Below are 13,260 nucleotides of genomic sequence, written 5' to 3' on the forward strand. Positions count from 1 at the left end.
CGCCACGGCCCCCGTCATCGCGTCTGTGAACTCTCGCGTCGCAGCTGGGACGGCGTGCCCAGCCGCACCGCCTCAACCGCCGCCCGCCGGTAGTACAGCTGGGCGTCGTTGTCGGTCAGCATGCCCGCGGCGCCGTGGATCTGCATGGTCTGCGTCGTGACGGTGCGGGCCAGGTCCGACGCCGCCGCGAGATTGGCCGCCGCGTGCGCGGCCGCGTCGCGGTCGCGCACCAGCAGGCGCGTCGCGTCGATGTGCATGGACAGCTCGCTGAGCCGGAACGCCAGCGCCTGGAACTTGCCGATGGGCTGGCCGAACTGGCGGCGTGTCTTGGCGTGGTCGACGGCGTGGTCGAGCGCGGCCTGGGCAAGACCCACCAGGTACGCCGCCTGGCGCACCCGCGCCTTGGCCAGCGCCCCCTCCCATTCGGCGGAGGAGCCGGCGCAGGTGGTCACGGGCGTGCCCGCGAACTCGACCCCATACGCCTCGCCCCGGCCTGTGTCCTCGTACCGCCGCATCGTGATGGACGGGTGGCCGGCGGACACGAGCGCCAAGCGCAGTCCGCCTCCGTCGACACCGCCCACGAGGAAGTGGTCCACCTCTGCCGCGAACCCCACGAACGCGCGCCGCGCGGTGATCCGGTCGTCCTGAACGGACCACGGCTCGTCCGTGACCGCCAGCGCTACCGGGGCCTCGCCGATGTCGTTGTCCGGCAGGAGTTCCCGCGCGGTGATCGTGTCGAGCAGCGGCCCTTGGTACAGCACCGATCCGAGCAGCTCCGCCAGCTCCGCGGTGTCGGAGGCGTCGAGCGCGTCGAGGCCGATCAGACCCTGCCACACCATCTTGCGGATCTCGCGGGCTTCACTCTCCGCGCTGTCCTCTCCCGTGCGCGGCCGATCGGCCATCCGGCGCACCATCGGCGCCAGTTCATCGTCGAAGAAGTCCGCGATCGCCGCGGTGTCCATTCCGCTCATGACGGCAACCCCAATTTCGCTCCGGCGACGAAGAAGAGCATGATTTCCGAAGAACCCTGGGCGAGCGTGAGCCCCGGCGCCTCCCGCAGCGAGGCGTCGAACAGGCCCTCGGCGATCGCCTCGGGATCGCGTGCGTCCAGCAGTGCCCGCGGTCCGAGCAGTTCGACCGCCGCCACGGACAACGCCTTGGCGGTCTCGGACGTGTACCACTTGGCGGTCGCGGAGTGCACTTTGTCGGGCCGGCCCTCGTGCAGGTCGGTGATGCACCGCCACGCCAGCAGCCGCGCCGCTCGCACCCGCGTCTCCAGCTCCGCCAGACGTTCCTCGCACCCCGGCGGCGCGTGTTCGCGCAGCGCGGTCAGCGTGCGCTCCGCCTTCGCGGAGTGATCCAGTCCGGTGCGCTCCAAGGGGAGCACGTCGTTCAACACCTGCCACCCGTCGCCGACCTCGCCGAGGACGTCCTCGGCGCCGACCCGGATCCCGTCGAGCGTCACCAGGTCGAACCGCTCCTCGGACAGGTTCCACACCGGTTCGATGATCATGCCGATGCTCTTGAGCGGCACCAGGAACAGCGTGATCCCGGAGAAGTTGACCGGGCCGGTCGACGTGCGGGCCGCGCACAGCGCGAAATCACTGTGCTGGGCCTTCATGTTGTAGATCTTCCGGCCGTACAGGCGCCAGTTCTCGCCGTCCGGTTCCGCGCGCGTCGTCAGCGACGCCAGGTCCGATCCGACATCCGGCTCGCTGAACAGCACGTTGGCGGTGATCTCGCCGCGCGCGAGGCCCGGCAGGAACCGCTCCTTCTGCTCCTCCGTGCCGAACAGGTGGATGGCGTTCCCGACGATGTCGATGCCCAGCGAGTGCACGTTCTCGGGCACGCCGTGGCGGATCATCTCCTCGGTGAGGATCGCCTTGTCCACGATCGTTCGACCCGCTCCGCCGTAGCGCTCGGGCCAGTTGGTCGCGAGCCTGCCGAGCTTGCCCAGCCGCCGGTGTACGTCGAGCAACCCGGGCTCCTGCCCGAACGGCGCCCGCCGTGCCTGCGCGATCTCGTCGCGCACCGCGTCCTCGCACAGCAGCTCGCAGACCTCTTCCCGGAATTCTTCCTGTTCCGGTGTGAAGGTCGGCATCATCGTGCATCCACCTCGCTCAGTTCGTCGCGCATCGCTTCCGCAAGCGCCTCGATGTGGGGGTTTCGGAGCATGGTGTAGTGGTCGCCCGGCACCACGCGGACGACATCAGCGAGGGCGCGCCACCGCTCGACGTACCCCGGCTCGGAGTGCTCGTCGGTGTGCAGCAGCACCACCCGCGCGTCCACGCGGGGCGGCTGGTACCTCAGGAACGCGCGCACGTTGCCCGCGAACACCTGGTACCGCTCCGTTAGTTCGGCCTCGTCCAGTCCTGCGCCCATTTCTGCGACGTCGGCGTCGAACCACGCGTGCAGTTCGTCGTCGCGGGGGGTGGACGGTGCGTCGGGGATGCCGGTGTCCAGCACCAGCACCACCTCGACGTCACCGTCCTGGCGCGCCATGTCGAGCGCCACCGCTCCGCCCGCCGACCAGCCACCGAGGCGCAGCGGTCCTCGTGGGCAGACCTCGCGGACCGCTGCCAGGTAGGCGGCCGCGATGTCGGGCAGCGACCGCGCTTCGGCCGGGCCGCCGCCCAGAGCGGGATCCTCCAGCGCGTAGACGGGCTGGTCGTCTCCCAGCAGTGCGGCCAGCGCGACGTAGGGCGCCACCGATCCGCCCACCGCGTGCACGAGGAACAGCGGCGGACGAGTGCCGGTCGACTTGAGCGGCACGAGGGGTGACGCCCCCTGCTGATCGGAGTCCGGCGCCGGCGCGGCAGGGGAGGTTCCGCGCTGTGCGAGGACCTCCTCCTGCCTGTGCCGCAACCGCAGCCGCAGCAGCGCGCGACGCTTCTCCTCCAGGGTGCGTGGCCGCGGGCCGTTCATCAGCTCCGCTCGCTCAGCAGCCGGTCGATCTCCTCCTCGGACATGTCGGCGATCTGGGCTTCCAGCTGTGCCACCTCGTCGTCACCCAGCAGTGCGCGCTGCGCTTCGTCGACCTTCTCGGCGAACTGGCTGAGCAACGGGTAGCTGAACAGCCGCCGCGGGTCGAGCGTCACCTGGAAGGCGTCGCGAACCCGCGACATCATCTGCGTCACCTGCAGCGAGTTCCCGCCGAGGACGAAGAAGTTGTCCTGCGCACCGACGCTGCCGGGTTCGAGGTTCAACAGGCTCTGCCAGATGTCGGCGATCCGGCGCTCCGTCTCGGTCGACAGCTCGACCTTCACCACGCCGCCGTCGGGACGCGGGTCGGGCAACTGGGCGTGGTCGACCTTGCCGGTCGAGGTCAGCGGGAGCTGTTCCAGCCGCACGTAGTCGTTGGGCACCATGTGCTGGGGCAGTCGCCCGGTGAGGTGCTCGCGCAGCGCGTCCGGCTCGAACTCGCCGACGACGTAGGCGGCCAGCCAGGCCGAGGGCGTGCCCGAGTCGTGCACGGTCACGACGCACTGCCGCACGCCCTCGAAGCTCTCGATGGCGTGCTCGATCTCGCCGAGCTCCACCCGCAGGCCGCGCAGCTTCACCTGGCGGTCCACCCGGCCCAGGAACTGCAGGTTGCCGTCGGTGTTCCAGCGCACCAGGTCGCCGGTGGCGTACATGCGCTCGCCCGGAGTCGGGGCGAACGGGTCGGGCAGGAACTTCTCGGCGGTCTGGTCAGGCCTGCCGAGGTAGCCGATGGCCAGACCGGCGCCCGCCATGTAGAGCTCACCGGGGACGCCGACCGGCACCGGCCGCAGTCCGCTGTCCAGCACGTAGGCGCGCTGGTTGGCCATCGCCCGGCCGATCGGCGGCATCCCGTCGATCGGCTCCGGCGGGCACAGGTAGTCGACGCACGTGATGGTGACCTCGGTGGGCCCGTACCCGTTGTGGAACTCGCGCCCCGGCTTGCTCCACCGGTTGACCAGCTCGGGGCCGAACGGCTCCATGCCGATGAAGCACACCCGCAGGTCGTCCAGCTTCGCCGGGTCGAGCATCCCGAGCACCACGGGCGGGATGTCCACCATCGTCACCCGCTCCTCGGCCAGCAGCGCCTGGAGCTTCTCCGGGTCGAGCAGGTCGGGGCGCGGCGCGCCGACGATGGTCCCGCCGGCCGTCAGCGTCGAGAACACGTCCGACACGCTGACGTCGAAGGCGGGGTTGGAGAACTGCAGGATGCGGTCGTCCGGCGTCACCGAGAACATCTGCTGGAAGGTGGTGCAGAAGTTCACCACGGCCCGGTGGGGGACGAGGACGCCCTTGGGGGTGCCGGTCGAGCCCGACGTGTAGATGACGTAGGCCGCGTCCTCCTGCGCCCCGCTCACCGAAGGCGGCGTGATTTCCCGCCCGTCGAGCGCATCCGAGTCCAACAGGATCCGCCCCGTCTCGGCGGGCACCTTGTCGGCCAGGTCCGACGTCGTCACCACGGCGGCCACGTCGGCGTCACCCAGCTGGTAGGCCAGCCGCTCCGGCGGGTACTGCGGGTCGAGCGCCAGCCACGCCCCTCCTGCCTTGAGCACGCCGAGCTCGGCGGTCGGCAGGTCGAACCCGCGCTCCAGCAGCACACCGACTACGCTGCCAGAACCCACCTTGAACTCGTCGGCGAGCGCGTGCGCCAGCCTGCTGGACCGCTCGTCCAGTTGCGCGTAGGTCAGGTCCTCGCCCTGGAAGCGCATCGCGACCGCGTCGGGCGCTTCGGCGACGCGCGCCGCGAACAGCTCGTGCAGCAGGCGCTCGTCGCGCTCGCCGGGCTCGGGGTTCCACTCGGCGAGAGTGCGCCGCTGTTCGTCGTCGGACATGATGGTCAGCGCGTCCAACCGAGCGTCCGGCCTGCTCAGCGCATCGGTCATGACCGTGGTGAAGTGCCGGATCAGCCTCTCGACGCTCTCGTGCTCGAACAGCTCGGAGGAGTACTCGATCCACACCCCGAGCCCGCCGTCCGGCAGGTCGTTGATCTGGAAGGTGAGGTCGAACCGGGTCGTCTCCGGCTGCGGCGTCAGCATCTCGACCTCGACGCCGGGAAAGCGCCAGCGCGCGATCATCGGCTCCGGCAGCAGGGTGAACAGGTGCGCGACCACCGGGTTGCGTCCCGGCACGCGCTCCGGCTTGAGCTCCTCCACCAGGCGGCCGAACGGCACGTCCTGGTTCGCCATCGCCTCGAGGACGTCGTTGTTGGCGGCCCGCGCCAGGTCGCGGAACGTGGGGTTGCCCTCGAGGTTGCCACGGATGATCACCGTGTTGGCGAAGAACCCCATCATGGATTCGGTCTCGGAGCGCGTCCGTCCGGAGAGGACCGATCCGAGCGCGATGTCATCCTGACCGGTGTAGCGGCCCAGGACGACCTGGTAGGCCGCCATCGTCAGTGCGAGCAGCGAGACGTTCTCGGCTCGGGCCAGATCGCGGATGCCGCGCGCGAGGTCGTCGGGCAGGCGGGTCTCGTAGATGCGCCCCGCCCCGGTCGGCGCCGCCGGACGCTGGTGGTCGCTGCGCCACTCCAGCGGTTCCATCCCGTCCACGGCGGAGTGCCAGTAGTCGATCTGCTTGGTCGGCTCCTCGCTGAGCAGCCAGAGCCGCTGCCACGCCGCGTAGTCGGCGGGGTGGAGCGTCAGCTCGGGGAACTCCGCACCCTTCGGGTCCTCGTAGCGGGCCGTCAACTCCTCGGCGAACTGGCGCGACGACCACCCGTCTATGACGATGTGGTGCCAGACGATGGACAGCACGTGGTCTTCTGGGCCCAGGCGCAGCAGGCCGAACCGGTACGGCGGATGGTTGCGCAAGTCGAACTCCTCGCGCACGTGCTCGTCGATCCAGTCCTGAATGGACTCCTCGGTGCCCTCGGTGACCGGAAGCTCCCACGTCTCGGGCGGCGGGTCGACGGTCTGGAACGGCACACCGTGCTCGTCGCCGAACCGGGTGCGCAGGCTCTCGTGCCGCGTGACGATGCCGCGCAACGCCTCGGAGAGGGCGGACATGTCCAGCTCTCCGCGCAGGCGCATCGCGAACGGCACGTTGTAGACCGGGGCGCCCGCGACCATCTGGTGCAGGAACCACAGGAACCGCTGCTGCTCGGCGATGGCCATCTTGTCCGTGCGGGGGACGGCGACGATCCGTTCCTTCTCGGCCTTCTCGGCCACGCGCTGGCGAACCTTCTTCTCCAGCAAAGCGCGCTTGATCTCGTCGACGTTGCCGCCTTTGGGTGGGGTGGTCATGATCTCGCTCTCCTCCTTCACCGTCGCGCGCTCAACGGACGCAGGTCGGTCCACACCTGCGCGATGTGCGCCAGGCAGTCGCTCTTGCCGCCTTCGAACCCGGCCTCACGCCAGCCGTCCGGGATCTCCCTGCCGTCGGGCCAGATCGAGTACTGCTCCTCGTGGTTGGTCACCACCACGAACTTCTCCTCCATAACGCTTACCTTTCCTGTGTCGCCAATGGGGGCAGGTCGGCCAGTTCGGTGAGGTACCGGTCGAGCGCCCTGAGCGTGTCCGCCGCGGCCGGCGCCTCCGAGTCCGCGTGGTGGCTGAACCGCTCGGTGTCGAACTGCCGCGAGCTGTCGGTGAACATCAGGTCGAACGCGGCAGGCGCCGGGTCGCAGCCGTCGACCGGGGGCGGCAGCAGCAGGTGCAGCCGGGCGAGCCTCTCGTCGAACTCGGCGACGGCCTCCAGGCGCTCGCGGAACCGCGCGTAGCCGACCCGGTCGAGCCGGCACCGCTCGGCGAGGACGTCGAACGCTTCGGCGAAGCGCAGCACCCCCGGCCACAGCACGTGCACCGCACCGTCGGGCACCTCGATGTCGCGGGTGGCGGCGCGAGCCACGAACCGGCTGACCACGTCCACCGGGGTCATGTCGGTCGCGGCTCCGGTCGGGAACACGCACCCGGTGCGCACGCACGCGTACAACAGGTTGTGCGCCAAGGAATCCGGGTTGGCCACGCCCGTCGAGCGGTGCGGCCAGACCTCGCCGAGCCGGTAGGCCACCGAGCCGACGCCCTGCCGCCGCGCGTTGGCGAGCAGGTGCTCGGCGACGTACTTCGACCGGTTGTAGCCGTCGGTGGCGACTTGGTCCGGCTCTGGGAGCTGGTCCTCGGTGACGCGCGAGGCGTCCGGCCCACCGGGCGGGAAGATGCTCAGGGTCGACAGGTTGTGCACGCGGGCGCCGCCCGTGGCGATCTTGATGAGCTCCCGCACGCTGAGCACGTTGGTCGGGCGGTGGTCCAGGTAGCCCGCCAGGAAGTTCACCACCCCGGCGGCGTTGACGATGCCGGACACGGTCGACGCGATCGTGTCGAACCGGGACTGCGGCAGGCCGAGCAGCTCGCTGCCCAGGTTGCCGGGGACCACCTCGACCCGTCCGGTCTCGATCGCCGTGGGCAGCAGCCGCCAGGCGGACGTCAGCCGGTACCGCTCCAGTACCTCGATCAGCCGCCGGACCCCGTCGGGCGGATCGGCACACCGCACCAGGCAGATCAGTCCGGCATCGGAGGTCGTCAGCAACTCGGCGAAGACGTGTACGCCGACGAACCCGGTCGCACCGGTGAGCAGCAGCGTCTGCGGTGGACGCCACCCCAGGTCGTGCTCGACATAGGCCAGTTCGGCACTGTCGTCGTCGACGCCCTTGGTCAGCCGCTCCGCTTGGGCGCGCACGGTCGACGCGACGATCAGGTCCTTGGGGCGCACCGGCTTGTGCAGTCGAGCGCCGACCGCGACCGTGAGCCGGTTCGCGAGCAGCGAGTTGCCGCCGTACTCGGAGAACGGTGTGACCACCGAGACCTGTTCCCGACTGAGCACCTCGCACCACGCCGAGCAGAGCAGCTCCTCCATCGGGCTGGCTGGCGGCTCGATGTCCTCGACCGAGCCGTTGTGCTGCGCCGTCTCGGTGGTGATGATCGAGGCCAGTGCCTTGCGGTCCGCTTTGCCGTTGTGGTTCAGCGGAAGCTCGTCGATCACGGCGATCATTCGCGGGACCTGCTCCGCCGGCAGCTTCTCCGCCGCGTGCTTGCGGATGTCCTCCACAGAGGGTTCTTCGCCCTCCACCCGCGGCGTGACGCAACCGACCAGGGTGGATTCCGGTGCCTCGCCGACCACGACCGCCATCGCGTCGCCCACGAGCGGGTGGTCGGCCAGAGCCGACTCGACGTCGCCGAGCTCCACCCTCACGCCACCGAGCTTGACCTGCTCGTCGCGCCGGCCGATGAAGTACAGCAGCCCGTCCTCACCGACCCGTGCCAGGTCGCCCGTCCGGTACAGCTTCTCTCCCGGGATGTCAGGAAACGGGTTGGCCACGAAGGCTTTCGCGGTGCGCTCGGGATCGTTGAGGTAGCCCGCGCCGAGGCACTCACCGCCGAGGTACACCTCGCCGGACGTGTTCACCGGGACGGGCTCGAGGCCGTCGTCAAGCACGATCGCCGAGGTGTTGTCGATGGGGCGCCCGAGCGGAATCCGGTCGACGTCCGCGTCCACGACGTCGTGGAAGACCGACCCGATCGAGCACTCCGTCGGCCCGAAGGTGTTGGTGACTTCGATCCCGGGCAGCAGCGCGCGCAGCCGATGCACCACGCCGGGGTTGGCCGTCTCCCCTCCGATCAGCAGGCGCCGCAGGCTCGACATCGCGGCGCGCAGGTCCTCGCGCAGCTCCAGCAGCGACACGAACGCCGCGAGCACGGACGGCACGAAATCGGTGACCGTGACCCCGTGGCGCCCGATGGTCATGGCGGTCTTCTCGAGGTCGAGGATCCCGTCGCGGTGCGGCAGCACGACCTGCCCGCCGGACACCAGTGGCCACAACACCTGCCACATGGAGGAGTCGAACGTCGACCGGCTGTTCTGCAGCGTCACGTGATCGGCCCCGTCACCGAACCGGCGCGACATCGCGGTCAACCTGTTGACCAGGCCGCGATGGCGGTTGAGCGCGCACTTGGGCGTGCCCGTCGAGCCGGAGGTGAAGAACCCGTAGATCAAGTCCTCCGGTCCGGGTTCTCGGCCGGCTGGCGGGGGTGCCGCCTCGGCCGGGGCGTGCCGCGGTTCCGCGCAGTCGACGATGACCACGGGCAGGGCCAAGTCCAGCTCGGCGAGGGTGCCCACGGTCCCCGGCGACACCACGACTGCGGGCGGCGACAGTTCCTCCAGGGTCGCCTTGAGGCGGTCGATCGGCCAGGCCGGATCCAGCGGTACAAACGCCGAACCCGTCTTCATCACCCCGAAGAGCGCTGACGGAAACTCGGGCCCGTCCGCTACCAATACGGGTACCAACTGCAGTTTCGACACCCCGTTGCCGATCAGTCGGTGGGCGGTCACGTTGGCCGCGACGTCGAGATCGGCATAACTCATCGTGGTGTCCCGGTAGTGGATGGCGGGACGGTCGGGAGCCCTCTTCACCTGCCCGCAGAACAGGTCGAGGACGGTGCTTTGCCAGGGGAATTCGCGCTGCGGCCCCAAGTGTAAGTGAATTGCTTTCCAGGCGCGTTCGCTCAGGTGCTCCTGCTGATGATGTTGCATCGCACTCCCATGATCCGAACGGGAATCCCTCGTGCCGACGGATCGGCAACTGATCGGGTCGGCGAGTTTCGCATGGACATGGCCGACCCTACGCGAGTGGCGAGGATGTTGAAGAAGTGTTCGGCGACTGCGGACAGTGTAGCCGGGTTTCGCGGGTGCTGTCGGTGCGGACGAGTCTGTGTCGAGTAGAAGTCCTAAAGTTGCCGCTGAACGTGTGGATGCCACATATTGGCGCCATTGTTATCAGCGGATGTGCGCCAGTCGGTGGCGGCATGAGTGGTCCTCTTGGCCCCTCTGCTTCTGGGGCCGCAGGCCACCTAGCTCGGGAAACGCCTGCTCGACGTGCTTCTTGAGCAGAGGTATTCGATATATGAATGGCGCACGAGTGTGGTAATCCGAAGCCTGTGCCGCACCGGCGGGATCACGCCTTATCGGCGTCGTGCCGGTGATGCCCCCCAAGGAACGAAACTGCACAGTTGATCTTTGTTCGACAGTCCGAACGTGTAACCCCATGGCGCTCGGGTACCCGGAAACGCGACCGCCAAGCCGTTGTCACTCAAATAGTGCAATTATTCAAGTTCCATTGTGGACGATGATCTTCACTCACGTTCGCGCACTCGCTCGCTTATCCCAGCTCGCTCGGGGCTAATTGTCCCGAAAGGACGGCGGGGCGACCGGAGTCCACCGCGCCGACAGCACGGGTGCGGCGGCGCCGCGTCTTCTGCTCGATGTGCCGGATCACGATCCGCAAGTTATGCTCGGCGGAGGCCGACGTATTGGTCGCCACAGTCGCCCACCCGCCAGCGTGTCCGTCCGCCAGCGTAAGGGGAGTTCGTGTCAAGAGCTGATAGGAATGAACGTATAGGGTTATTTCAATCGGGTGGAGTTTCCTCCCAGGCCGTCGGGGTCTGGCTCCACGAATCGTCCGCCCCGACGAGGCACTACATCGCCGACATCGGTCAATCGGATCGTGCCGAGGTGAACGCGCTCGCCTCTTCTCTGCGCGCGTTCGGCGCTGAGGTCACCTTCGTCGACCTGAGGCCGTCGATGGCCGCCGTGGCGTCGGATCTCTTGCGGTACCAAGCCCGCCACGACGGCGGCTACTGGAACACCACCGGCGCCGCGCGTTTCGTGCTCGTCAGCGAGCTCGCGCCGCTGATGCGGGCGGACGGATGCCAGGCGTTCGCCCACGGCTGCGTCGGCGGGGGTAACGACCAGCGCCGCTTCGCGCGCTACGGAGCCCAGGTAGCGCCGGAACTGTCCGTCATCGAACCGTGGACGATCCCACAGGCGCTCGGCCGGTTCCCCGATCGCGAGGCCATGCTCAAAGCGGTGGTGGAGCACGATTTGCACCTCGACCGCGGTAGCGGCGCCGAGCGGTCAACCGACGCCAACCTCGCCGGCAGCTCGCACGAGTCGGCCGAACTGGAAGACCTCGAGACGCCGGTCACCCGGCTCGATCCGCGGTGGAGCGAGTGGCCCAGGCAGACCGCGGCCGAGCCCGAGACCGTCACGGTCACCTTCCGCGACGGACGGGTCGCCGACGTCAACGGCAGCGGACCCGACCCGGTCGAGTGGATGACACGGGCGAACGACATTGGTGCGCGGCACGGTATCTGGCTGCGTGACGTGGTCGAGCGCCGCATCATCGGCACGGTGTGCCGCGGCATCTACGAGGCGCCCGGCCTGGAACTGCTCGACCACGCGTGGACCCGCATCCTGCAGACCGCCCTCGACGCGGCCGGGCGCGAACTCTACGACCGGATGGCCGCCGTCCTGGGCTCCGCGATGTACGAGGCCCGGTGGCTGGAGCCGGCCGCACGGGCGGCGCGAGACGCGATCGACCGGCTCGTCGGCGAGGTCAGCGGCAGCGTGACCCTGTCCGTCCACCGGGGCGTCGTCCATGTCGAAGGGACGAAGGTCGCGGACGGCGTGGTGCAGCAGACCCGGTTCGGCTCGGGTGGCAACCGCTGGAGCGAGGCACCCCTCCTTTCGACCACAGGAGGGGGAAGCGATGCGTGAGCGTCGATTCGGCCGACTGGGCTGGATGGTCGGCGATGTCGGCTACGGCATGTGGGGCGTAGCCGGCGGCGAGGGTGGATGGACCGGTGCCGACGACGAGACCGGCAACGCCGCGCTCGACGAGGCCGTGCGGCTCGGGTGCAACTTCTTCGACACCGCGTGGATCTACGGCCGCGGGCACAGCGAGGAGATGCTCGGGCAGCTGATCAAGCGGCACCCGGACCGCCGGCTCCACGTCGCGACCAAGGTCCCGCCCAAGGACTGCAAGTGGCCGTCCACCCGCGAGTCCCAGCTGTCCGAGGTGTTCCCGCCGAACCACCTCTGGGACTACCTGCACCGCAGCCTCGAAGGGCTCGGCGTGCCGTCCGTGGACCTGTTCCAGTTCCACGTCTGGGAGGACGCCTGGGCGCACGACCCGGCGTGGCAGGACCCCATCATCAAGATGAAGGAACGTGGACTGATCAAGGGCGTCGGTATCAGCGTCAACCGGTGGGAACCGTGGAACGTGCTCGAGACGCTGAAAACCGGGCTGATCGACTCGGTGCAGGTCATCTACAACATCTTCGACCAGGCTCCCGAGGACGAGCTCTTCCCGGCGTGCCGTGAGCTGGACGTCGCGGTGATCGCCAGGGTGCCCTTCGACGAGGGCACGCTCACCGGCACCCTCACCCGCGACAGCCGCTGGAGCGAAGGCGACTGGCGCAACACCTACTTCGTTCCCGAGAACCTCGTCCCGAGCGTGGAGCGCGCCGAACGACTGGCCCGGATCGTGCCCGAGGGCATGACCATGCCCGAACTCGCTCTGCGCTTCATCCTCCAGAACCCCGACGTCACCACCGTCATCCCCGGCATGCGCAATCCCAGGCACGTGCACGCCAACGTCACCACCAGCGACGCCGAGCCGCTGAGCGAGGAGCTGATGGCGAGCTTGCGCGAACACCGCTGGGACCGCGAACCCACGGAGTGGTCGCAATGAGCGCCGCGCCGAAGCCCATCGTGCTGTGGGCCGTGCCCCGGTCACGGTCCACGGCGTTCCTGCGGATCATGCTGGAGCGCGGTGATCTCGAGGTGGCCCACGAGCCGTTCTCGTACCTGCAACTGGACGGCCACTTCGAGTTCGCGGGCCGGGAAGCGACCTCGGCGACGGAACTGCTCGACGTGGTTCTCGACGTCAACGCCAACGACCGGCGGGTGTTCGTCAAGGACACCTCCGACTACAAGTACACGGCGCTGCTCGAAGACGAGCGCTTGTTCACCGACGTCATCAACACCTTCATGATCCGGGAGCCGCGGGGTGCGATCTCGTCGCACTACGCCATGAACCCGGAGGCCACTCTGGACGAGTACGGGTTCGAATACCTGCGCGACATCTTCGAAGCCGTGCGGTCGGCCACCGGCGAGCTCCCGCTGGTGATCGACGGAGACGACCTGGTGGCCAACCCGGAGGCGACGGTCCGGGCGTATTGCGAGCGGGTCGGGCTGGAGTTCATGCCCGAGGCGATGAGCTGGGACCCCGGCCGGGGGGCGAACTGGGAGCGCACGGCCCGGTGGCACGCGGACGTGGCCGAGAGCAGCGGGCTGGAAGTCAAGGCGCCCAAGCGGCGCGAGACGCCCGACACCAACGAGCACCTGCGCCGCGTCGCCGAGCACCACGCGCCCTTTTACGAGGCGCTCTCTCGTCACCGCCTCGCGGTCTAGCGCGGACCGCGCGTGCGTCGTGACACAAATTGATCA

General features: G+C 69.0%; 9 protein-coding genes. 3 read left to right on the forward strand and 6 right to left on the reverse strand.

Translation table 11 applies throughout. The features are described from left to right. Positions 1–14: 14 nt before the first annotated feature. From LX88_RS20665 to LX88_RS20690, 6 genes are read right to left on the reverse strand one after another with little or no spacing between them, the layout of a single operon-like run. Complete coding sequence (locus LX88_RS20665) at positions 15–971, reverse strand: acyl-CoA dehydrogenase family protein (protein ID WP_258949422.1); 957 nt, start codon at positions 969–971, stop codon at positions 15–17. Beyond that, positions 968–2,104, reverse strand: coding sequence for an acyl-CoA dehydrogenase family protein (locus LX88_RS20670; RefSeq protein ID WP_258949423.1), 1,137 nt, complete (start codon positions 2,102–2,104; stop codon positions 968–970). The genes LX88_RS20665 and LX88_RS20670 overlap by 4 nt, the downstream gene beginning before the upstream one ends. After that, positions 2,101–2,925: a thioesterase domain-containing protein gene (locus tag LX88_RS20675; protein WP_258949424.1), complete on the reverse strand. Its 825-nt coding sequence runs from the start codon at positions 2,923–2,925 to the stop codon at positions 2,101–2,103. Before LX88_RS20675 ends, LX88_RS20670 begins: the two co-directional genes overlap by 4 nt. Further along, positions 2,925–6,221: a non-ribosomal peptide synthetase gene (locus tag LX88_RS20680; protein ID WP_258949425.1), complete on the reverse strand. Its 3,297-nt coding sequence runs from the start codon at positions 6,219–6,221 to the stop codon at positions 2,925–2,927. The genes LX88_RS20675 and LX88_RS20680 overlap by 1 nt, the downstream gene beginning before the upstream one ends. A gap of 17 nt (positions 6,222–6,238) precedes the next feature. Further along, on the reverse strand, positions 6,239–6,415 hold the full coding sequence (locus LX88_RS20685; protein ID WP_258949426.1) for an MbtH family protein: 177 nt from the start codon (positions 6,413–6,415) through the stop codon (positions 6,239–6,241). A 5-nt stretch (positions 6,416–6,420) separates the two neighbouring features. Further along, positions 6,421–9,384, reverse strand: coding sequence for a non-ribosomal peptide synthetase (locus tag LX88_RS20690; protein WP_258949427.1), 2,964 nt, complete (start codon positions 9,382–9,384; stop codon positions 6,421–6,423). A 954-nt stretch (positions 9,385–10,338) separates the two neighbouring features. Here LX88_RS20690 and LX88_RS20695 point away from each other — a divergent pair. From LX88_RS20695 to LX88_RS20705, 3 genes are read left to right on the forward strand one after another with little or no spacing between them, the layout of a single operon-like run. Continuing rightward, positions 10,339–11,526 carry an argininosuccinate synthase domain-containing protein gene (locus tag LX88_RS20695; protein ID WP_258949428.1) on the forward strand — a complete coding sequence of 396 codons (1,188 nt, stop codon included), beginning with the start codon at positions 10,339–10,341 and terminating at the stop codon, positions 11,524–11,526. After that, positions 11,519–12,502 carry an aldo/keto reductase gene (locus LX88_RS20700; RefSeq protein WP_258949429.1) on the forward strand — a complete coding sequence of 328 codons (984 nt, stop codon included), beginning with the start codon at positions 11,519–11,521 and terminating at the stop codon, positions 12,500–12,502. The genes LX88_RS20695 and LX88_RS20700 overlap by 8 nt, the downstream gene beginning before the upstream one ends. Beyond that, positions 12,499–13,224 carry a sulfotransferase-like domain-containing protein gene (locus LX88_RS20705; RefSeq protein ID WP_258949430.1) on the forward strand — a complete coding sequence of 242 codons (726 nt, stop codon included), beginning with the start codon at positions 12,499–12,501 and terminating at the stop codon, positions 13,222–13,224. The genes LX88_RS20700 and LX88_RS20705 overlap by 4 nt, the downstream gene beginning before the upstream one ends. Positions 13,225–13,260 lie beyond the last annotated feature (36 nt).

This window comes from Lentzea californiensis (assembly GCF_024648825.1).
Classification (GTDB): domain Bacteria; phylum Actinomycetota; class Actinomycetes; order Mycobacteriales; family Pseudonocardiaceae; genus Lentzea; species Lentzea californiensis.

Bases quoted from the DNA above. Each gene is read 5' to 3' on its own strand.
- LX88_RS20670 (WP_258949423.1), bottom strand. From the start codon at position 2,104: ATGATGCCGACCTTCACACCGGAACAGGAAGAATTCCGGGAAGAGGTC.
- LX88_RS20675 (WP_258949424.1), bottom strand. From the start codon at position 2,925: ATGAACGGCCCGCGGCCACGCACCCTGGAGGAGAAGCGTCGCGCGCTG.
- LX88_RS20665 (WP_258949422.1), bottom strand. From the start codon at position 971: ATGAGCGGAATGGACACCGCGGCGATCGCGGACTTCTTCGACGATGAA.
- LX88_RS20680 (WP_258949425.1), bottom strand. From the start codon at position 6,221: ATGACCACCCCACCCAAAGGCGGCAACGTCGACGAGATCAAGCGCGCT.
- LX88_RS20685 (WP_258949426.1), bottom strand. From the start codon at position 6,415: ATGGAGGAGAAGTTCGTGGTGGTGACCAACCACGAGGAGCAGTACTCG.
- LX88_RS20705 (WP_258949430.1), top strand. From the start codon at position 12,499: ATGAGCGCCGCGCCGAAGCCCATCGTGCTGTGGGCCGTGCCCCGGTCA.
- LX88_RS20700 (WP_258949429.1), top strand. From the start codon at position 11,519: ATGCGTGAGCGTCGATTCGGCCGACTGGGCTGGATGGTCGGCGATGTC.